The sequence below is a fragment of the Mucilaginibacter sp. SMC90 genome (assembly GCF_022811725.1).
In the GTDB taxonomy this organism is placed as follows: domain Bacteria; phylum Bacteroidota; class Bacteroidia; order Sphingobacteriales; family Sphingobacteriaceae; genus Mucilaginibacter.
Map to the genome: position 1 here is coordinate 6,369,515 of NZ_CP094527.1, position 21,212 is coordinate 6,390,726.

Here is a 21,212-nt window from a genome sequence, read left to right on the forward strand (position 1 = left end):
AGGCTTGTCCGGAGATCACGCCGAATGCTTTGACAACCGCAGCTCTTCAAAAAGCGCTATCACCTTTTTCTGCAGAAAAATGACCTCGGATTCCCGTTCGTTCAGCTTTTGATGAATACCGGCCAGTGCATCTGGCACGGTATCACGCCGCGTTTCGCCTATGCTAAGTAACTGGACGGTTGACAGGCCAAACACCGCTGAAATCTGTTCAAGCCTTGAAAGGTTAATATCGGTAGCACCAGTTTCAATTTTAGAAAACGCCGGAATTGAAATATCCAGGCGCTTGGCCACATCTCCTTGGCTCCAGCCATTCTGACGCCTTAATAAGCGAATGCTTTGTCCGAGTGTTCCCATAGCTTTATTGATGAATTTATATCGGCGCAAAGTTACTTATAAGTTAATAGATTAATCAGTCTTTTAATATATTTTGATTTAAAAAACTATGCCGCCGAAACATTCGATCTTATGGTTGACGCGATGATTCTCTCCGGCCAGACCGGTACACGTCAGATCCCTGTGCCTGGTTTGTTATGATCAAGATCATCTTCCGGTTTTCTGATTGGATAACCACTTTTCCCATTCCTTTTCATTTTTCCCGTTTCCTTTTGATTAGCCATATCAACAATGAACGGTAGAAAAACACCAACCCTCCAATAGTTAATTTCCATAGCATTGATTTGATCAGTATAAAATCGGCATAAATTCAGGGGGTTAGGTAAATTTATCACCGGGAGCTATACTCTTCTGCAAACAAATGACATCCGGCTTGCATCAGCCAGCATAGCAGGTTCGGCAAGCGACCGTTGATACCTTAATATTACAGATCGCGATTTTCAAACTTACTCGACAACGGTCTCAACAGCAGGTTTGGTAATGTCTTTGGAAACTCCCGTTTTATCACTGGCCAATTCTGCTGCAAAATCTTTTCCGTTTTCTTTTAGCGCTGTTTTCCAGCTCTCCAGTGCCTGCCCGCCGCTTTCCGTAAGAAACAACCACACTAAACCGCCGGCTAATGCCGCACCAGCCACGATAGCATCAATCAACGCGCTGCTATCTTTCTGTTCAAATGGATTTTTCATACTTATCTAAGCCGCGCAGTCACAATGTTCTATAAACTTAGAAGAAAATCCGCATTCATACTATTGAAATTTTATTGACTTAAACCATTTAGCAGGGAAACTGTTACACAAATCAGGAATATTAACCACTACATTAGCTTTGATGGAAAATGATGCAGAAGTGCCACAAACAGATACAAGACTGGAATTAGAATCAAAGCGGGGTATGCTGGCAGCGATCATTGATTCCACTGATGACACGATCATCAGCAAAACCACACAGGGGATCATCACCAGTTGGAATCCGGCCGCCAAACGCATGTTCGGCTATACCGAGGAGGAGGCTATCGGACAGCATATCTCGCTGATCATCCCAGAGGATCGTATGGGAGAGGAAACCTATATCATCGGGCAGATACTACAGGGTCAAAAGGTTGATCATTTTGAAACGTTAAGGCGTGCAAAAAACGGTGACCTCGTGCCAATCTCCCTTACTGTTTCTCCCATAAAAGACCGCAGCGGCAGAATCATTGGTGCATCCAAAATCGCACGTGATATATCCGTGCAGCGAATCGCAGTGGAAAAGCAGGGGGTACTCGCCGCTATCATCGATACCTCTGATGATACCATTCTCAGTAAGACCCTGGAAGGGATCATCACCAGTTGGAATAAAGCTGCCGTTAAAATGTTCGGTTATACCGAAGCGGAAGCTATCGGCAAACATATTTCCCTGATCATCCCGCCTGATCGCCTGGATGAAGAATCCTATATTATCGGCGAGGTAAGCAAAGGCAACAAGGTCGACCATTTCCAGACCTTTCGCCGGGCCAAGAACGGAAACCTGATACCCATTTCACTTTCCGTTTCCCCTATCACTGACGAAAGCGGTAAGGTCATCGGTGCCTCGAAGATCGCCCGCGATATCAGCGCCGAGCAATCTGCCCAGCAGGAAACTGCTGAACTTTACAAACAACTCCAGGCGCTTAATGCCAAAAAAGACGAATTTATCGGATTGGCCAGCCACGAATTAAAAACGCCGCTCACCAGCGTCAACGGTTACCTGCAGATCCTCGGTCAGCGGATAACGGATGAAAAGAATAAGGTGTTCGTGCAAAAGGCGCAACAACAGCTGAGTAAGCTGAGCACCCTGGTGGACGACCTGCTGGACGTATCCAAGATCGAGGCCGGCAAGTTGAATTTTCGCGACGAAGTATTTAACATCTGCGAGGTCATTAGTGACGCGATAGATCTGATCTCCCATGCCAATGGCAATTACCAGATCACCTTCGAAACCTCTACGCCTGAGTTTACCATTCGAGGGGATGCCCACCGGATCGAGCAGGTGCTCATCAATCTGCTGACTAACGCGATCCGTTATTCGCCGGGCAGTAACCGGATCGAGGTATATCTTTTTGCCGAGGCGGAAAATGTAAAAGTAGGAGTAAAAGATTTTGGCTTAGGCATCGCATCGGAGAAACTGAACCACATCTTCTCCCGCTATTACCGAGTGGATGACAGTAGCGCTAATGTTTCCGGCCTGGGTATCGGACTGTACCTGTGTTACGAAATCGTCACCCGTCACCGGGGCAGGATCTGGGCGGAAAGCGAGCTGAAAGCAGGAAGCACATTCTGGTTCATATTACCCATAGCTTGATAGACCTGCTGTTTCAGTTTCCCGTAAGCATAAACAAGTTGTTGTAATTCGTTTTTTGCTAATACAAACTTATAGAACAACACTCCATTAAAAACCATTGTAGAATGTGTCCAATAGGCGAGTCCGCATTCTGCGATGTTTAGATACATATTCCAGTCCAATTCCTGGCGGCCGGTCAAAATAAAAACCAAGTTTACTTCAATATGTTGTGTTGCAGGCACGGCTGAATAACGCAGGCCTTAAGACTATGGAAAATAAACAACCTGTAAAGACACCCTTTACTTTAGACAAATTTTATGATGCCGCTTACCATTGGGTCCTCAACTATGGCCCCCGCTTGCTGATCGGCCTAGTGGTACTGTGCCTCGGCCTGTGGGTCATCCGCTGGATCGTTAACCGTTCGCATAACAAACTGCATCAAAAAGACGTGGACCCGACCGTTAAGCCCTTTTTACTGAGTCTGCTTGGCGTAGCCATGCGCATTCTTCTGGTTATTGGGGTGATGCAGATCATGGGCATCCAGCTCACCCTATTCACCGCCATCGTGGGTGCCTTCGGCGTAGCCGCCGGTCTGGCGCTTTCCGGCACCCTCCAAAACTTTGCGAGCGGTATACTCATTTTGCTGCTTAAACCCTTTGCCGTGGGCGATAATATCATTACCCAGGGACTGGAAGGCACCGTAACTGCTATCGAGATCTTTTATACCATGGTGACCACTTTTGACAACCGCCTGGTTATCGTTCCCAACAGCAAGCTGTCCAATGAAGTGATCATCAATATCAGCCGCGAAGGCAATCGCCGGCTGGACCTGAGTATCAGGTTTCCCAACGGTGTAGATATCAAAGGGGCTAAAGAGGTTATCAATAAAGCTATCGATAAGGCGGAGAACGTATTAGCCAAACCGGAACGGCGTATCGGGGTAGGTGAACTGCAATCAGATGGCTATCTGATGAGCGTGAACGTTTGGGTCAATGCTCATGGCTACCAGGATACCAAGCTTGCCGTACAGGAAACTATTTTGCAGGACATTAAGGATGCGGGCATCAAGATACCCGGCCTGTAAGACATCAGCCCCCGGTTAAGCGCATTAATGTTTTCGCATCAGGTATGGCTGCTACCTCAGCATCATTATTAAAATAACACCAGGCCTCGCGGACCTTGGGATGGACAACAACCTCGCGGACAAACTGCTCCAGCGCAGCTTCCCCATACGCCGAACGGTACAGGTCGGGTACGCCGTGAAAACGGTAGTACACTGTATCCGTATTTGTCACTACTTGTTGAGGCAGTTCCGGATGGCTCATTCCGCAAAAGGCCACACCCAGCTGTGCCAGGTGTTCATAAACCTCCGCCAGCCACCAACTCGGATGTCGGAATTCAAGCACATTCGTGAAGCCCAAATCCATCTGGCCCGTTATACGTTCCAACCGTTCCCGGGTATAAGCCAGTCTTGGCGGTAACTGGAACAGCACCGGCCCCAGCTTTTCCTGCAAACCTTCCCTGATCGTTCCGTAGAAATCGCTGAGCATATCCAGGGTATCGTGAAATTGCTTGAAATGAGTGATTGCCCGGGGCGCCTTGACCGAAAAGCGGAAATCTTCCGGTGCCTGTTCATACCAGTTCCGGACAAAGGGCAGGCGGGGGAAACGGTAAAAAGTGACGTTAAGTTCCAGTGTGCTAAACTGCCCCGCATAATATTCGAACCAGCGCCTTTGCGGCAGCCTTTCAGGGTAAAAGGTATTCCGCCAGTGTTTATAGTGAAAACCCGAACAGCCGGTATGCCAGTTGATCATATAGGAAGGTGTTAAATAGCAAGGGCTACCTATGGCAGCCCTTGTCGTTTCAATAAAAGGTAATTTATTCTGTTTCCGCTGCCGCGGCTTCGTTCACATAATTTTCAGCCACCTGGGTCAGCAGTGAGTCTGCATTCTTTTCTTCAGCCAGGGTTTCATCCAGCAGGCCCTGTGCTTCGCTGTACCCTAAAGTACCTGCTAAAGTACGCAGCGTTCCATAAGAGGCAATCTCGTAATGCTCCACTTTCTGCGCGGCAGAAATGATGGCTACATCGCGTACCTCAGTTCCTTTTTCGGTATCTTCAAGCAATTCGGTCGCTTCTGCCAGCAAGCCTTCCATAGCTAAACATTTTTTTGCAGCTGCTTTCTCGCCCAGGGAAGCGAACACGCTTTCCAAACGGGTGATCTGGTTCTTCGTTTCTTCCAGATGGGTTGTGATCGTTTGTTTAAGGTCTTCTGAGGTCGCACCTTTGATTAGTTTTGGCAATGCGGCGGCCAGGTGTTTCTCCGCCCAGTAGATATCCTTTAATTCGTCCACGAATAATTCTTTTAAAGCGCTTTCGGCTTCCGGTGTGCGGCTTGCAGCTGCTGCAGTCGCTTTTTTGTTTGTTTTTGTAGGCATGATGTAAATGATTAATGTTTAAAAGACTGTTTTGACTGCGGGATCAATCGCATTTGAATGGTGCAATTACCATTCCAGTAAATACTATTTATGATTTTATTTTTCAATAGAGCTGATCTCCCCGTTGCGTTCTATATAAACCTTTTCGATCAGGCCCATATCTTCCGTCATCGCCGACTTCCGCACACCTTGCATAATATCCTCCTGGCAGACCAGCGCTCTTTTCATTTCTTCATCCCGGAACTTCCCTTTATCGAAAAGCACCATTTTATCCCCTTCTATAAATCGCCCGAAGGCCTTACTGTGTGCGATCAGCCATCCGAACAGCCGGTGGAGCAGCACGATCACGAAACAACAAACCACGACAGGCACAAAAGCCGAAGCGCCGACGATGGCCCGGCTCATGACCGCGCCAAGGGAGATCGTGATAATATTGTCCAGCGGCGTACGCACGCCGAAAGAACGCCTGCCGGAGGCCCGGATCAGCAGCAGCGCGATAAAGAACATCACCACGCCCCGGCTGCTCATTTGCAGCGCATTGAGTCTTTTCCCTCACCAAAGATTTGAATAAGTAGTTTCATCGTCTTCTAGTTTAAATTCGCTTAGCTGACCCGCAAACCGCTACCGGCGGGCGCGTTATAGTTCCCGGTTGCCGGTAACGCTGCCAGGCGATAGCGGCGCCCAACAATAAAAGCGAACCTGCCACCAACAGTAAAAAATATAGCCGTTTACCGGTCATTTTCCCGGCGCTATTGAATAGCTGCATATTTACCATCTTTGTAATCTTTAACATACTGATCATAATAGCGTTTGACACGGCCCGCATAATCCAGGGCGTAGCCCAGTAAAGCATCCTGCCATCCTTCTGACCGGCCAAAGGCTATCAGGTCATCTGTATTCGATGAACCCTGGAAACCGCTGCTGCGCAATTGCGCGGACGCAGTAAGCATGCCCATATCATCGATCACCTGGTACATGCCCCGGTAGTCATGCTTCAGCAGCTTGAACTTGATGGTGTCTTTAACCGGCTGTAATTCCTGGATCAAATAACTGTCACCCTGAAACGTAGTTGTGCCCAGCAAAGCCGCCGACACGTTCTGCATCCGGCGCTGTATCCCCGTCACCCTCTCCGCCTCTGTTTCCCATTGTAACTGCTGCACCGGAATATAAGGCAAAGGCGATGCGGCCCGGCACTGCTTCATATCCAATAATAAATAATGCTGTTTTACAACCGTACTCTTCAGCAGGAACAGATAACGTTTGACCCCGATACTACCCGTGCCCGCCAGGCGAAAAACCACACTTTTGACCTTATAGTTATACGGCCCACCGTTCGTCCCCACCACCTGCTGCTGCATATGCGTCAGCAATTCCTCCCGGAGTTTTTTATCTATCTTAAAATGCCGCTCATCCTCCAGTGAAAGCACGCGTTTGCTACGGTCGGCCGTCGTCCGTTTTTGTAACAGGTCTTTATATGTGCTTTTCCCCGCCGCCTTTAAAAAATCACAAACGATCCCCCGTGCTGTACGGGGTTCAATGCTTTTGGCCTTACCCTGCGCCAGCGTTACTGAATAAGAGCGCAGGTAGAGTTCCGCCATCCGCCGGGCTTTCTTTGGCCCGATCTTCAGCTGGTCAAAGGCAATAAAGATGCTGGTGACCATGCGCGCCAGCTCATACGCCGCAGGCGCCAGCAGCGCCTCGTCAAAATCGTTCAGGTCAAAATAGACCAGCTTGTTATCCCCACGGTAGCTCCCAAAGTTTTCGATATGCAGATCGCCGCAGATCCAGGCCAGCGGGGACAATGGTAAAGGCGAAGCAGCAGCCAGGTCTTCGTAAAACAAATGACAGGTCCCCCGGAAGAAACGGAAGGCATTCTCCGCCATCGCTTCAAATTTCAGCTCCACCATGTCCGGCAGCAGGCCGGTATTAAAAGCCATCAGGCGCTCTAGCAGATCTAACAGTTCCATGCGATCAGGGTTTAGGTTTATGGCTGCCGGATTTACGCCGCTGGTTTTCCTCGGCCGCATCTATAGAGTGCGTACGCGTAATGTCGTCCTCCTTTTCCGCCAGGGCGGATATCCGGGCATAGAACCGGTGCAGCTCATCCAGTTCCTTTTCAGTCAGGTTTTCGATATCGACAATGCGATTACTGGTTCCCTCGTGCGAAGCTAGCAGTTCATTCAGTTTCAGGTGAATGGCCTTGGAATCTTTATTCTGTGATTTCTGTATCAGGAACACCATCAGGAAGGTGACGATAGTCGTGCCCGTATTGATCACCAGCTGCCATGTTTCCGAATAATTGAACACGGGCCCGCTGATCGCCCAGACGAGCACAACCAGGGCCGCGACAATAAAAGCCGCAGAACTGCCGGTAGCGGTGGTTGCCCAATTGGAGAAACGCTCAAATAAATTGATCTTTTTTTTCATCCGGTCTTTATATTTTATTTCCAGTTAATGTACATATCGCTATCGCCGGGCACACTGAATTCCAGGTGACCTTCTTTTGTCCTTTTTCCCTCAAGTGGCACTTTACTGCCTTTGAGGGTTACTGAGAACTCCGGTAATTTTCCTTTATCCGTTTTGACCAGCATCAAACGGCTGAGCAGTCTGCCGTCACCCGCCAGCTTAAACTTCGCGGGCCGGTGTTTTTTTGCGGAGAACCCGTAAGTCGGGTAGTCGGTATAGATCATAAATGGCTGGCCTTCGACCTGCATATAATGACGGGGCAGGATCCCGAAGGCATTGCCCGCACCGTAGACTTCCTGACCGACCTCCCCGGATCTTTCCCAGCCATCGTGCAGATCCTCCAATGCTATCCAAAGGTCAGGGTCGACCTCCCCGGTTTTCACCTCTTCAGACAGCATCTCTTTTGGCAACATGGTTGGATAATAATAAACTGCACGGTCTACCAGGAAGCGGATGTACTCCGCTAATAGCAGCCGTAGTGATGGCAGGATATCCTCACCTTCAGCGTGGCGCAGGTAATCATGGAAGGCGCAGAAAACTTCCTGTTCCTCATAGACAGCTGTGTAAGGCGCGTCGTTCAGTGGGAACAGCGCAAAAAAGGAAGGGAAGTTTTTCCCGTATCCATAATTGCAATCCCAAAGGCTGACGTTCTTGAATATATTTGCCAGGCATAAATAACTCAACTCCCTGTAAATTTCTTTTTTGGTGATTTTGTAGAGTCGTAACAGCGCCCCGGCCGAAAAAGCAGTATTGTTCGCCTGGTAAAAAAGCCCGAAGCCCAGGCCTGCCAGTCTTTGCCCCGCTTTTTCCGCTTCTGCGAGGTAGCGCTTATTACCTGTTAGTTCCCATGCCTGCAGCAGCACATGCGCATATAGGCCGGGCACATCCTTTTCCCCGCCCTTGCCCGGCTGCGTTTCTGCCTTCACAACTTCCAGCGTATCCATCTTATAAAATACCGGCCAGTTATAATCGAAGTGATGCGCCACTTTGATCGCGAATTCCAGCGAATCCAGGAAAAGTTTTTCCGCCACCCGGTCACCCTTTAACGCCAGGCGGGACAGGTTCAGCAGCGGATGCTGCAAATACCAGGCATCCATGACCATCGGCTTTTTATGTTCTTCTTCACCCTCCAGTTTGTCCAGCGCCTTAGGATGCCAGCGCATGACCGTACCGAGTTCCTCGTTATAAAAAGCAGGCAGGCCCTCTTTGATCTTTTTCATAACCTCCAGCTGCGCGCCATTCCATTCCACATAATCCAGCAGCGGCAACAGTACCGCCAACTGCACCATGATCTCGGGCGGCGTGGTGTAATCGCAGACGTAGGCATTCAGGTAATGATGGCCATCAACCTGGTTCCAGCAGCCGGGGCTATCCTGCAGGTCGGACAGGCCTTTTTCCAGGATCGACGGCCAGTGTTTATAAGCTGTTGCCGGTTTTGGCAATTGCAGGTAAACCGCCGCCAGCAGGTTGAGGTATTGTCGGACCATGGCAGGTTCATCAGCGGGTACTTCTTCGCTCAGTGCGATAAAAGCATCGCTTAACGTATAGGTCTTATTCGCTTCCAGCGCTTTATTTTTTAACGTTGGCGGTAAGGCAAAGCCGATCTCCGGCCAATCGCCTCCAACTGTATCCCCTGCAGAGGTTTCGGTCTGCTGGTTATAATCTTCCAGCGCGGTCAGGTTTTGCAGGTAAAGGACGGAACCAGCCTTCGGTCTGGATAAACTAAAGTAAAGCTGTCCTGATCGTGTCCCGACCTGGCTGACCTCAACTGTTCCCTCCGCAAGCACATCGCTGCCTGCCGCTCCCAGCGGCACGATATCCCGCGGCCAGTACGGAAATAACAGCTGTGCTGATGTTTTTAAGGTCGCGCTCAGCCTTAACACGGGCTCATCACCGGCAGGAAGGATAATACAGACTTCGTAATCCCCTATCAGCGACGCGATCTGAAAAGTAATATTTCCGTCTTTCTCCATGGCCTTTCGCATCACCAGTTCGTCATTTGGCGAATAAGCCAGGCGGAAAGCTATACGGCTGCCTTTGGGCCAGGTGGCCACAAGCCAGCAGGAATCGCCGGTGAGGTAAACCTTAAAAGAATAACCCGCAGCTTGTTGCTCGAAAACAGCAGCAAGGGCAGGGTCGTTTAACTTTTTGGTGGTGGTCAAGAGCCATGCTGAAGTTGCTTTCATGGTAAAAAAAAATAGCTTAATGATAACGGTTTATGCGCCCCGCAGCTTTATCAGTGTCAAGGTATTACCAAAACTATTACAGGTTAAAAATGTTTTTAATGATTTCTTATTAAATTAATTTATTAATTAAAACATAATAACACTACCTGTAGTTGTACTTTAACACCCATTAAAACTTCCCACTATGTTTCATCACGTTAAAGACTTACAATTCAATGCCAGGGTTTCGCGCCCTGACCCTCGCTTCGCCAACCTGCTGCTGGAGCAATTCGGCGGCGAGAACGGTGAGCTGGCTGCCGCCATGCAGTATTTTACGCAGGCATTTGGTGCCAAAGTACCGCACCCGGACAAATACGATATGCTGATGGATATCGCCACCGAAGAATTCAGCCACCTGGAGATCGTAGGTGCAACCATACAGATGCTGCTTAAAGGTGTAAACGGCGAACTGAAAAATGCAGCCGACAGTTCAGAGATCATGCAGGTATTAAATGGCAAAACCGCCAAGGAAGACATTATACACCAGGCCGTATTTGCTAATCCGCAATTCGCGATCATTACGGGCGGTGGTGTAACGCCCCGTAACAGCCAGGGGATTCCATGGTGCGCATCCTATATTCATTCCAATGGCGATCTTACCGTGGACCTGCGCAGCAACCTGGCCTCAGAGTCGCGTGCCAAGCTGGTTTACGAGCACCTGATGAAATTCACCGATGACCCCTATATCCACGAAACACTTTCCTTCCTGATGACCCGTGAGGTCACCCATTATAAAATGTTCGAAGCGGCACTGGACAGTATTTCTGATAACTTCCCGCCGGGCGTGCTTGCTGCTGATCCGAGATTTACACAGCAGGTTTATAATTTATCAGATGGCGCTGTTCGTGGGCCATGGAACACGGGTGAAATGCCAGGCATGGGTAAAGAATGGAACTTTATAGAAAACCCTTTACAGCAGGTGCAGGAAACAGAGGGCCAGACAAAACTTCGGGAAGATTTCAGTAAAGAACTCAAAGCAAAAGAAAAGCTGGATAAGCAAAAGAGCGAAGTTAAAAGCGCTGAAGTTAAAAAAGCCGAACCGGATGGCGTAGCGCAATGGAGTACATACGAACCTATTAAGGTATAACCGATATTAATATGAAACGTGTAAAAAAATTGTACGGCCTGGTGATGACCTTTTCGTTGCCACTGTTCATGGCTTCCTGCCATGAAGCTGATAGTCAGAAAAAACTCGGCGGAAGCCAGGATACATCCAGTGTTAACCGGGGCGGCGGCCCTGCAATCCGCGATACGGCGACGATTAATAAAGACCGCCGGGATTCTGCAAAAATGACGGCTGGCGATTCTGCCGCAAAAGGCAACGCTGATCCTTCCGGACACATGTCCCCTAAACCGGTTAAACATTAGGCTGATGAATTTAAAAGGACAACGGGTGCTCAGCCCCGGCGGAAAAGGAGAAGTACTGGAAACCATAGGTGATAAAGTGGTGGTTAAGCTGGATTCCGGAGAGATCCGGACGTATCCATCCGGCGATGTCGAAGACGACAGCAGTGCGGGTTAATTGAATAAGTAATATCTACCTAAAACAAACAGTAACTACCTATGGAAATTTCTGAAAAATCGATCGATGTGATCAATGACCTCATCAAGATCAACAATGACCGCGTAGCCGGTTTTCAAAAAGCTGCAACTGATCTGGAAAATGACGATAACGGTTTAACCGTTGTTTTTAATAAGCTGTCCGGCGAAAGCCAGCAATACGTGGCTGAACTGACGGACATAGCCCGGCAGCATGGAGGCGATGTCGCAGAAGGTACGAGTACCTCCGGTGATCTGCACCGTGCATGGATAGATATTAAAGCGACCTTTACCGGTCATGATCTTTTGGCCGTCTTAAATGAATGCGAACGTGGTGAAGACGCGGCCAAAACTGCTTATCGGAACGCATTGGATCCGGAAAACGAGCTGGATTTTGAACTTACAACGGTTTTGCAAAAGCAGCAGCAAGGCATTCATGAAGGACACGACCTGATCAAATCCCTGCGCGACCAGGTTGAAACTTCCGGCGATGATGATGACGACACAGCTACCAGTGACTTTGCTGCACAAACATCCTACGAAGGAACGGCCGGTGAATACCATAATCCAACTGCGTATGCACCGGAACCGGAAAGTATTGAACCGAAAGAAGACTGGCAGGAGGCACAGGAAACCGGCAGCGGTAATTCCAAACTCATGGAGTTTTTTGTAAATGAATTGAAGGACCTGCTTTGGGCTGAGCGCGAACTGGTAGATATGCTGCCGGATATGGCTGATGCGGCTACTTCTCAGGAATTAAAGGATGCCTTTGAACTGCATTTGTCTGAAACGGAAATACACGTACAACGTTTGGAACAGGCATTTGCCATCCTTGGCCTGGAACCCGAAAGCCGGAAATGTGAGGCTATGGCAGGTATTACTGATGAGGGCGATGAAATTATCAGCGCGACGGAAGAAGGTACCGCGCAACGTGATGTGGGTTTGATCTTTGCCGGTCAGAAAGCTGAACATTATGAGATCGCCTCCTATGGCGGGATGATCGCCCTGGCTAAAACCTTGGGGTTTTATGAAATTGCTGAATTATTTGTATTGACGTTGGATGAAGAAAAGACAGCGGACGGCAAACTGACAGAAATCGCAGAAAGCCAGGCTAACTATGATGCCAGTACAGAACCGGCAGCAGATTAAAAGATAAGATTGGACGTTTTAATTGTGGGGGCGCTTAGTATTAGGCGGCCCCTCTTTTTTGAATTTTCCAACGTTTTTCTTTAACCCCCGTTTTCCTGAATTCCCTGCGGAACGCCGCCGCGTCCTTAAATGCTAATTGCGGGATAAGCCGGGTTTCAAAGTACAATTCAAATTGGTCAGTCTCAAATGGCCATGGCTCTACAGTAAGAATACCCTTTTCCAGTTGAATCAGAAAATTAGTCTTATCCGCCGGGCCATTGCTGATCTCGATGGAACGTGCGTCAGGTTGAGTATCATGCTGGCAAAGTAACAGTGATAATGCGTCACACCATTCCAGCAGACGGTAATCACGTTCAGCTTCATTAGCCGTTAGACCTAACTCCCTGCGCCATGTTTTCTGTAAAGCCAGCTGTTCTTTAAAAAATTGCGAAGCCTGGCGATTTCCGGCGCATTTGTCCCCGTAGACGAAACTTAGATGCATCGAGCAAAGAAGTGCTATATAGCGGCTTTTTGATAATGCGAAATCTATCGTCTGCATACAATGGCGCTGTTCAAAGGCTTTCATCTTAAAATTCACCGGGCCGCCTTGTGGAGTCAGCAAATTGTTCCCTTCCGGTTCCACCTGAGCATCATCATGCTCAGCGACGGCCAGCAAAGTTTCGGTCCAGCGTTCCGTGCGGATACCGTGTTCCCATTGAGCTGCGATCTGCGCTGCCAGCATTCCATGTGCGCGCTGAGTAATAATTTCCCAGCCGCATTCGGTGTAATTAACGATCATCCTTTCTTAGCATTAATAGTTATACCGAACCAACCTATAGGTAAAACCGGCGGCATATTGTTTATCTCAACATAATTTTATGTTAGCTCAGCTTACTTAAAATTTCATTGATCGAAAAATGCGCGCCGCAAACAAACTCGTCTGCCGCACCATAATAAATGGTTAATAAGTCACCCTCCACTAGGTGTCCGTTGGTAAATACCACATATCCAAAAAAACCGCTGAGCTCATAGGCCTCGGTTGGTACCATAATGGGGTCGGTGGTGCGGGCAATAATTTTTGAAGGATCGTTAATGTCCATTAAAAAAGCGCCCAGGCAATACTGGTGTTCGGCGTTCGCACCATGATAGATTTCCAACCAGCCTTTTTCGGTACGGATAGGTGACGCTCCTGCGCCGACGCGAGCGCTATCCCATAAACCCGGCCTGGTTTTGATGAGGCATTGGTGATTTCCCCAATGCAATCCGTCAGGTGATTCTGCCAGCCAGATGTAATTACCGCCGATCTCTTTGCTGCTTGGACGGTGGAGACAATAATATTTGCCGGCGATCTTTTCCTCAAAGACAGCGCAATCCTTATTATGCGGGGCCAGTATCATACCGCGATGCTCAAAATGCTGCCAGTCTGTTGTCGTTTGCAAACCTACGCCAACGCCATTATCGGAAACCGCTGTGTACGTCAGATAATAGATGTCATCAATCTGGCTTACCCTGCAATCCTCGATACCGAACCGCTCCAGATATCCCTGTCCGAATATGGCAGTATCGCTTTGAGGCTCACTGAAATGAATGCCGTCATCGCTGGATAACAAACGAAGGTGTGAGATTGTGGTCAGATAATCCAGGCCTTTATAATTGATCACCCGTGCATCCGTAGCGATCAGGTCCGGATCATTGAGCGGCACCTCAATGATCTCCGTATTTCCCGTCGCGTTTAGTGTTGGGAAGAAAAGAGCGCCTTCTTTCTGCGACACGCCCTCGGCTACCCTGACCAATAGCCAGGTTTGTTCTTTAAACCGGAACACACCCGGATTCAGCAGGCTGATCACCTGGAGCCCGTCTGCGCTGGGTTTAAGATCTTTAGGGAGCAACAAAGGATTTTCTGGAAATCTCTTTGCCAGGTCAGTTTTGCGTTGCTCTAATTCATTGATGGACTGTAACATGGTTTATTTTCTGTGAGATTTGATAGCCTGTGCCGGCAAAGACCGCAAATATTAGGTGTGCAGGTATCAGCTGGAGATAATATTTATTGAAACTTAGTGAGGGTGGTAAAGGATGCAGTCTAAAAGTGGCCTTCCAGATGGCAACAGCAAACAGGCCGCTAAGCGCTCCCAGCCAAAGGCCCATTTTCAGGTTTGGCCTTAATTTCCCCTGCTGCCAGAGTTCGACGTAAACCATGGCGAACAGCAAACCGACGCCATAGTGCCCGAGCCAACCCAGCGAACGGCTCTGGGCTTTATCCATTTTGGGCAGCAGGCGGCCTGCCAGCTGCCCGAGGCGCTCTGGTTCGCTAAAATTCTCCCCGTCGGCCAGCGAGACCAGGTAGCTGAACAGGGTCATGAAAGTTGTTCCTGTTACACCTGCAGCTAATATGGCGTTAGTTCTGATCATAGCTAATAGCTGGCAGACCTTTGGTTGCGGGCCCTGTCAATACATGGCCCCGGATATCGTAACGCGCGCCATGACAAGGGCAGTCCCAGCTCTTTTCGGCACCGTTCCAGTTCACGACACAGGCGGCATGTGTACACACCGGGCTGAGCGCATGTATGACACCATCATCGTCCCGGTAAGCCGCAATCTTTTCACCGTCTATCTCGACCACCTTGCCCGTGCCGGGCTGCAATCTTTTTAAGGAATCTGTTTCGTGGATACCGACGCGGTCCGCCACAAAGTGATAGGCGACATCCGCGTTCTCTTTGACAAACTCACTGAAACTGTCCATCGGCTTGATACGGGAGGGGCTGAACAGCTTTTCGTATTTATTTTCTTTATTTAACACAAGGTCACTTAATATCCTGGCAGCAATACTGCCGAGCATCATTCCATTGCCGTTATAGCCGGTAGCGCAAAAAATCCCATCAGCAGCCATCGGCATTTGCCCGATATAAGGAAGGCCGTCTACCGGTACATAATATTGCGATGACCAGCGGTATTTTATTGACGAAACGTTATAATATTTCCGGATATATTTTTCCAGGTCCGTAAACGCCTTTTCCGGGTCTTCATGACCGGTCTTGTGATCCAGGCCCCCGGCCAGCAGTAATTCCTCGTCATTCACGACATGGGTACGGACATAATGATAAGGCTCCTGTGTATCATAAATGAGCGCATCCGGGTATTTCCCGCTTTTAAGTTTTACCGCCATTACATAACTGCGGTAAGGCGCGCATTCAAAATTGAACAGGTTAATATTCGGCGGCATATGCGTCGCGTAGATTACCGCTTTCGCACGGATATCATCCGTGTCCGAAGTTGCAATATGAATACCATCAGCCGTTTCAATACCGGTTATTAGCGTGTTTTCCCGAATTATCCCACCTGCAGCCAAAAAAGCCATTTGCAATCCCTGTAGGTATTTCAGCGGATGAAACTGTGCCTGCCCATCCCAAACCAAGGCCTTTTGAAAAGGCACGGGCGTCGGCACATCTTCCGTATAACTGACCGCAACGCCGACCTTAACCGCGCCCTTGTAGATTTCGTCCAGTTGTTTGACCTCATCTTCATTTTCTGCATAGATATAACCTGGCCTGCTTTCAAAATCGCAATCAATTTTTAACGTTTTGATATTCGAGCTGATCAATCCGAAACCCTCCTTAATGGCGTCCGCGAAAAGTTGCGCACCATCCTCTCCAAAAGCGCTTTCTGCTTCCGGGTAAGTAGTATCCGCAAAAGTATTAATGTGCGCACTCGTACCACCGGTGGTGCCAAAGCCGGAATTACGGGCTTCCGCAAGTACAACTTTTTTACCCGCCTGTTGCAACAGCAGGGCCGCGGTTAGCCCGGTGATCCCGCCCCCCACTATCAGGCAATCTGCTACCTGTGCAGGCGATGCAGCTATTTGAGGTGCCGGCTGCCCGGTCATTTGCCAGGGCGATAACATTTTTCCGTCCCGGTCAGCAATCGGTGTGTGAAAAGTTGATTTCATAAAAAAATCTTTAGAAATATAACCCGCTTCAGACGCATAAGTTTTATATTTTAATAAATAGTTAAAAACATAAAGTTTTATTTAAAATCACGCAAACCATACTACCACAGGCCTGTTGTTTTTACACATCAAATCTTCTATCCATGAAAGCAGCAGTATTCCACAAACCCGGCGATATCCGTTACGATACCGTTGAAGACCCGCGCCTGGAACAAGACACGGACGTTATTTTAAAAGTTACCTCCACCGCCATCTGCGGTTCCGATCTGCACATCCTGAGCGGTGGCGTACCGCAAACAAAACCCATGATCATGGGCCATGAATTCATGGGTATCGTCGAAGAAGTCGGCAAGGGCGTCAAAAACCTGAAAAAAGGCGACCGTGTAGTGGTGCCCTTCCCGATCTCCTGCGGGCATTGTTTTTTCTGCCAGCATGAAGCCTCACCGGCCTGTGAGAATTCCAACTACAAACATTACGGCCCGAACGGCGATATGGCAGACCAGAAAGGTGCGGCCCTGTTCGGTTATACCGACTTGTACGGCGGTTACTCCGGCGGGCAGGCCGAATACGTACGCGTACCCTATGCTGATATCAGTCCGCGCATAGTGCCCGATAACATGACTGACGAACAGGTATTATTTCTAACTGATATTTTTCCTACTGGCTGGTCTGCGATTGATTGGGCGCAGCTGAAAGGCGGTGAAGTAGTGGCCATTTTTGGTTCCGGCCCGGTGGGCCTGATGGCCCAGAAAGCTGCCTGGATCAATGGTGCAAGCCGGGTGATCGCCATCGACCCGCTAAACTACCGCCTGGAAAAAGCCAGGGCTGTCAACAATGTTGATACCCTGAACCCGCATGAAGTAGATGTGGTGGAAGCCATCCGCGAAATGACCGGTGGCCGTGGTGCCGATGTTTGCGTCGATGCAGTTGGTTTTGAGCCAGAGCGCGACCTGCTGGATAAAGCCAAGGCGCTTTTCAACTTTGAGGTAGGCAGCATGAAAGTGCTGGATATGGCTTTTAAGGCCGTGCGCCGCATGGGTACGGTATCCATTATGGGCGTTTACGGTTCCACTTACGATAACTTCCCGCTGCACCGTGTATTTGATAAAGGCATTACGCTTAAAATGGGCCAGGCCCCCGTGCTGAACTATATCGATCACCTGATCGAACTGGTCAAAACCGAAAAAGTGGTGCTGGATGATATTATCACCCATACACTGCCGCTGAGCGAGGTCACCCATGGATATGACATATTTAATAAAAAGGAAGAGGACTGCGTCAAAGTGGTGTTAAAACCCTGGGAACAGCAAAAACCAAACGAAAATAAAGAACCCGTTAAAATAGAGAACTAATGGAAAGTCAAAGAAAAACAGCGCTGATCACCGGTGGTACCACCGGGATCGGCAAAGAACTGGCGAAACTTTTCGCAAAAGATCAATATGACCTGATCATCGTGGCCCGAGACCAGGGTGAACTGGACAATACCAGAAATGAATTGCAAAGTTCAGGTGTACAAATAACCACCATCACCAAAGACCTTTCCGACATGGCGCAGGCTAAAGCCTTGTGCGCGGAAATTACCACGCCCATCGATGTATTGGTCAACGATGCCGGCCAGGGCGTTTACGGCCTTTTCACTGATAACGAACTTGAACGCGAACTCGGCATTGTGCACCTGAACATCTGCGCCACTGTGATCCTGACCAAGCATTTCCTGAAAGAGATGGTCGCCCGCGGCGATGGTAAAATACTGAATCTCGGCTCGGTAGCGGGCAAACTGCCCGGCCCCTGGCAGGCTGTTTACCATGCCACCAAAGCCTTTGTATTATCCTTTACCTCTGCTGTCCGGGAAGAAGTCAAAGACAGCGGCGTAACATTGACTGCGCTCCTACCCGGTGTGACCGATACCGACTTTTTTAACAAAGCGGGCATGCAATCCAGCAAGGCCGTGCGGGATAAAGAAGCTATGGCCGATCCCGCTGATGTGGCCAAAGACGGTTATGAAGCGCTCATAGCCGGTGAAGACCGTGTGATCGCAGGATTTAAAAATAAAGTACAGGTAAATGCTGCCAATCTGATGCCGGACAGCACGGTAGCGCACCAGCTTTACGAACAGCAGAAACCAGTGGAAAACTCTTAAAACATAATCATGGCAAAAACACCCGCAAAACAAAACCGACAGCCCGGAATCGAAGCAAAAATGGACCCGGCGCCGGAATATATCAAAGACAGCTATCTCGGCGCTCAGAAGCTGAAGGATAAGGTGGCGCTGATCACCGGTGGTGATTCGGGTATCGGACGCGCGGTGGGCATTCATTTTGCGCGTGAAGGTGCGGACATCGCCATTGTTTACCTGAATGAGGACGTGGATGCCGAAGACACCAAAAAACACATCGAAGCCGAAGGCCGCAAATGCCTACTGATCAAAGGCGATGTCAAGAAAGCTGCCTTTTGCAAAAAGGCGGTAGCGAATACCGTGGCCAAACTGGGGAAATTGAATATTCTGGTGAATAATGCCGGTATGCAATTGCCGCAGAAAGATCCTAAAGCTATCAATGAAAAACAACTGGAAGATACTTTCCGCACCAATATCTTTGCCTATTTCCATTTTGCCAATGAAGCGCTGGAATACCTGAACGAAGGTGATTGCATCATCAATACCACTTCTGTCACGGCCTACCGTTCGTCGCCCAACCTCGTCGATTACTCCTCAACAAAAGGCGCGATCACCAGCTTTACCCGTTCGTTAGCTACCAACGTGGTTAAAAAAAAGATCCGGGTCAATGCAGTAGCACCCGGCCCGGTCTGGACACCATTGATCGTCGCCACATTCGATGAGGAAAAGATCAAATCTTTCGGCAGCGAAACTGCCATGAAACGGGCTGGGCAACCTTCAGAGCTTGCCCCTGCCTATGTATTCCTCGCCTCGGATGATGCATCTTTTATTACCGGGCAGGTGATTCATGTAAATGGCGGAGAGGTAGTTAATGGCTGATCAAACAAACTGGATCAACAAAAACCTATAAGATATTAAATAATTAACAATAAAATGAAAGAAGAACATAAAGTTTCCCGTCGGCAGGTTGTCGCCGGGCTTGGCGCAACTCTCGCCGCCGCGGCTGTATCACCCGCCTTTGCGGGTAACGGCTTGGGCCTTAAACCAGCCGACGGCCCCGTGAAGATCAGCGACCCGACAAAACTCCACCCGAAACCGCCTTTCAAAAGCCAGCCCCAGGCATGGCCCGGCCTGCAAAGCAAAATGGATCCCGTGCCCGATTGCGGCGAAACCACTTATAAAGGTTCCGGCCGTTTACAGGGCAGGAAGGCGCTCATCACCGGCGGCGATTCCGGCATGGGCCGGGCAGCAGCCATCGCTTATGCCCGCGAAGGCGCGGACGTCGCCATCAATTATTACCCGACCGAAGAACAGGATGCACAGGAAGTCATCGCCCTGATTAGAAAAGAAGGCCGTAAAGCCATCGCCATTCCCGGCGACCTGCGCAGCGAAGAATTCTGCAAGCAACTTGTACAAAAAGCCCTCAGCGGTTTAGGCGGGCTGGATATTATTGTCAACAATGCGGGCAGACAGCAATCTATCAACTCAATCACCGATGTGACTACCGAGGAATTTGATGCCACCATGAAAACTAACATCTATGCGCCGTTCTGGATCATTAAAGAAGCGCTGCCACATCTGCCAGCTGGCTCGGCGATCATCGGCACTACTTCAGAGCAGGCCTATGACCCTTCACCCGATTTGTACGCCTATGCGCAAACTAAAGCTGCGACTATGAACTATGTCAAATCACTCGCCAAGCAACTGGGGCCGAAAGGCATCCGGGTGAATGGGGTAGCGCCGGGACCGATCTGGACAGCTTTACAGATCAGCGGAGGTGCCCAGCCCGAAAAACAGCAAATGTTTGGTAGCTGGACAATGCTCGGCAGGCCCGGGCAACCCGCAGAATTAGCTTCTATTTATGTACAATTAGCCGCCGCCGATGCCAGTTTCGCAACAGGGCAGATCTATGGTTCATCGGGTGGTGTGGGTATGCCTTAATCCGAAACTATATGAAACGACTCATCATTATCGCACTCATCAGCCTGACGGCATTACTAGCTAATGCACAGATTCCGCAGCCTGACCCGGACACTACGGCTAAACATTTCCTGATAGTGGCCAGTATCAAAAATTTACAGGAGATCAGTGCCGGTGGCCTGGCCTTACAAAAAGCCCAGATACCCGATGTAAAATCGTTTGGCCAGATGATGGTCAAAGATCACGGGGAAGCCGAACAAAAACTTCTGCAACTTGCCAAAAGCAAAGGCATTGTGTTACCGCCTGCCGCAACCGGAGGCATACAGCCCGACCTGATGCTGAAAAACGCCGGGGCAAATTTTGATAAATTATATGTACATGCCATGGTCAGCGGACACCAAAACACCATCCAAACATTCCAGAATTATACCACGGCAGGTAAGGATCCGGATGTGAAAGCCTTCGCACAGCAAATGCTGCCAGCCTTAAAACATCACCTCGAGGAGATCAATGTAATTGACGAAAAATTAAATTAAAATAAAAAACAATCAGATCCGCCCGGCACCGTTGGTGACCGGGCCTTTAATTGATCAGCGCTTATTATAACAGATATAAGCCATGCCCCAATTCCCTGATATTATTGAATGCACAGCAACGTAAAATCTTATTGTCCAGCTGGTTGTAGTACATCTCATCGTAAATCCTGCCCAGGTTACACAACTATATAATCAACCACTCGCTTCGCGGT

General features: G+C 49.1%; 24 protein-coding genes. 11 read left to right on the forward strand and 13 right to left on the reverse strand.

Features of this window, described 5'->3' with window-relative positions; genetic code table 11:
• Positions 1-15: 15 nt before the first annotated feature.
• From MTO98_RS26215 to MTO98_RS26225, 3 genes are all read right to left on the reverse strand, one after another.
• Complete coding sequence (locus tag MTO98_RS26215) at positions 16-354, reverse strand: helix-turn-helix domain-containing protein (RefSeq protein ID WP_243481942.1); 339 nt, start codon at positions 352-354, stop codon at positions 16-18.
• Between the two features lie 152 nt (positions 355-506).
• Positions 507-668, reverse strand: coding sequence for a hypothetical protein (locus MTO98_RS26220; RefSeq protein ID WP_243481943.1), 162 nt, complete (start codon positions 666-668; stop codon positions 507-509).
• A 171-nt stretch (positions 669-839) separates the two neighbouring features.
• The gene (locus tag MTO98_RS26225; protein WP_243481944.1) at positions 840-1,079 is read right to left on the reverse strand and encodes a hypothetical protein; all 240 of its coding nucleotides are present in this window, start codon (positions 1,077-1,079) and stop codon (positions 840-842) included.
• Positions 1,080-1,221: 142 nt separating this feature from the next.
• Between MTO98_RS26225 and MTO98_RS26230 the strand changes: the two genes are divergently transcribed.
• Positions 1,222-2,712 carry a PAS domain-containing sensor histidine kinase gene (locus MTO98_RS26230; protein ID WP_243481945.1) on the forward strand — a complete coding sequence of 497 codons (1,491 nt, stop codon included), beginning with the start codon at positions 1,222-1,224 and terminating at the stop codon, positions 2,710-2,712.
• Positions 2,713-2,959: 247 nt separating this feature from the next.
• Positions 2,960-3,775: a mechanosensitive ion channel family protein gene (locus tag MTO98_RS26235; RefSeq protein WP_243481946.1), complete on the forward strand. Its 816-nt coding sequence runs from the start codon at positions 2,960-2,962 to the stop codon at positions 3,773-3,775.
• Between the two features lie 4 nt (positions 3,776-3,779).
• Here the strand turns inward: MTO98_RS26235 and MTO98_RS26240 are convergent, their stop codons facing one another.
• From MTO98_RS26240 to MTO98_RS26265, 6 genes are all read right to left on the reverse strand, one after another.
• Entirely contained in the window at positions 3,780-4,505 is a 726-nt protein-coding gene (locus MTO98_RS26240; protein ID WP_243481947.1) for a DUF72 domain-containing protein, read from the reverse strand.
• Positions 4,506-4,569: 64 nt separating this feature from the next.
• The gene (locus MTO98_RS26245; RefSeq protein WP_243481948.1) at positions 4,570-5,127 is read right to left on the reverse strand and encodes a ferritin-like domain-containing protein; all 558 of its coding nucleotides are present in this window, start codon (positions 5,125-5,127) and stop codon (positions 4,570-4,572) included.
• A 96-nt stretch (positions 5,128-5,223) separates the two neighbouring features.
• Positions 5,224-5,655: a DUF421 domain-containing protein gene (locus tag MTO98_RS26250; protein WP_243481949.1), complete on the reverse strand. Its 432-nt coding sequence runs from the start codon at positions 5,653-5,655 to the stop codon at positions 5,224-5,226.
• A gap of 221 nt (positions 5,656-5,876) precedes the next feature.
• Entirely contained in the window at positions 5,877-7,094 is a 1,218-nt protein-coding gene (locus MTO98_RS26255; RefSeq protein ID WP_243481950.1) for a DUF2252 domain-containing protein, read from the reverse strand.
• Positions 7,095-7,098: 4 nt separating this feature from the next.
• Positions 7,099-7,554, reverse strand: coding sequence for a low affinity iron permease family protein (locus tag MTO98_RS26260; protein ID WP_243481951.1), 456 nt, complete (start codon positions 7,552-7,554; stop codon positions 7,099-7,101).
• 14 nt (positions 7,555-7,568) lie between these two features.
• Positions 7,569-9,779, reverse strand: a complete 2,211-nt coding sequence (locus tag MTO98_RS26265) for a hypothetical protein (RefSeq protein ID WP_243481952.1) — start codon at positions 9,777-9,779, stop codon at positions 7,569-7,571.
• A gap of 184 nt (positions 9,780-9,963) precedes the next feature.
• Between MTO98_RS26265 and MTO98_RS26270 the strand changes: the two genes are divergently transcribed.
• The 4 genes from MTO98_RS26270 to MTO98_RS26285 are packed head-to-tail and all read left to right on the forward strand — an operon-like array spanning position 9,964 to position 12,506.
• Positions 9,964-10,905, forward strand: coding sequence for a manganese catalase family protein (locus MTO98_RS26270; RefSeq protein ID WP_243481953.1), 942 nt, complete (start codon positions 9,964-9,966; stop codon positions 10,903-10,905).
• An 11-nt stretch (positions 10,906-10,916) separates the two neighbouring features.
• Positions 10,917-11,186: a hypothetical protein gene (locus MTO98_RS26275; protein ID WP_243481954.1), complete on the forward strand. Its 270-nt coding sequence runs from the start codon at positions 10,917-10,919 to the stop codon at positions 11,184-11,186.
• Positions 11,187-11,190: 4 nt separating this feature from the next.
• Positions 11,191-11,340 (forward strand): hypothetical protein, encoded by a 150-nt coding sequence (locus MTO98_RS26280; protein ID WP_243481955.1) that lies wholly within the window; start codon positions 11,191-11,193, stop codon positions 11,338-11,340.
• 41 nt (positions 11,341-11,381) lie between these two features.
• Positions 11,382-12,506 carry a DUF892 family protein gene (locus MTO98_RS26285; protein ID WP_243481956.1) on the forward strand — a complete coding sequence of 375 codons (1,125 nt, stop codon included), beginning with the start codon at positions 11,382-11,384 and terminating at the stop codon, positions 12,504-12,506.
• 40 nt (positions 12,507-12,546) lie between these two features.
• Here MTO98_RS26285 and MTO98_RS26290 read toward each other — a convergent pair whose 3' ends face one another.
• The 4 genes from MTO98_RS26290 to MTO98_RS26305 all read right to left on the reverse strand — a co-directional run bounded on the left by MTO98_RS26290 (position 12,547) and on the right by MTO98_RS26305 (position 16,428).
• Complete coding sequence (locus MTO98_RS26290; protein WP_243481957.1) at positions 12,547-13,284, reverse strand: DUF3891 family protein; 738 nt, start codon at positions 13,282-13,284, stop codon at positions 12,547-12,549.
• 82 nt (positions 13,285-13,366) lie between these two features.
• Positions 13,367-14,446: a glycoside hydrolase family 130 protein gene (locus tag MTO98_RS26295; RefSeq protein WP_243481958.1), complete on the reverse strand. Its 1,080-nt coding sequence runs from the start codon at positions 14,444-14,446 to the stop codon at positions 13,367-13,369.
• Positions 14,427-14,894 carry a hypothetical protein gene (locus tag MTO98_RS26300; RefSeq protein WP_243481959.1) on the reverse strand — a complete coding sequence of 156 codons (468 nt, stop codon included), beginning with the start codon at positions 14,892-14,894 and terminating at the stop codon, positions 14,427-14,429. Before MTO98_RS26300 ends, MTO98_RS26295 begins: the two co-directional genes overlap by 20 nt.
• A complete protein-coding gene (locus MTO98_RS26305; RefSeq protein WP_243481960.1) occupies positions 14,881-16,428 on the reverse strand; it encodes an FAD-dependent oxidoreductase in 1,548 nt (515 codons plus the stop codon). The genes MTO98_RS26300 and MTO98_RS26305 overlap by 14 nt, the downstream gene beginning before the upstream one ends.
• A 143-nt stretch (positions 16,429-16,571) precedes the next feature.
• On the opposite strand from MTO98_RS26305, the gene MTO98_RS26310 reads away from it, so the two are divergent.
• Genes MTO98_RS26310 through MTO98_RS26330 form a run of 5 tightly spaced genes read left to right on the forward strand, consistent with a single transcriptional unit; the run spans position 16,572 to position 21,000 of the window.
• Complete coding sequence (locus MTO98_RS26310; protein ID WP_243481961.1) at positions 16,572-17,780, forward strand: zinc-dependent alcohol dehydrogenase; 1,209 nt, start codon at positions 16,572-16,574, stop codon at positions 17,778-17,780.
• Positions 17,780-18,568, forward strand: a complete 789-nt coding sequence (locus MTO98_RS26315; protein WP_243481962.1) for an SDR family oxidoreductase — start codon at positions 17,780-17,782, stop codon at positions 18,566-18,568. The genes MTO98_RS26310 and MTO98_RS26315 overlap by 1 nt, the downstream gene beginning before the upstream one ends.
• A 60-nt stretch (positions 18,569-18,628) precedes the next feature.
• Positions 18,629-19,423, forward strand: coding sequence for an SDR family oxidoreductase (locus MTO98_RS26320; RefSeq protein WP_243481963.1), 795 nt, complete (start codon positions 18,629-18,631; stop codon positions 19,421-19,423).
• A 54-nt stretch (positions 19,424-19,477) separates the two neighbouring features.
• Positions 19,478-20,485, forward strand: coding sequence for an SDR family oxidoreductase (locus tag MTO98_RS26325; protein WP_243481964.1), 1,008 nt, complete (start codon positions 19,478-19,480; stop codon positions 20,483-20,485).
• A gap of 11 nt (positions 20,486-20,496) precedes the next feature.
• Positions 20,497-21,000, forward strand: coding sequence for a DUF4142 domain-containing protein (locus tag MTO98_RS26330; RefSeq protein WP_243481965.1), 504 nt, complete (start codon positions 20,497-20,499; stop codon positions 20,998-21,000).
• Positions 21,001-21,212: the final 212 nt, after the last annotated feature.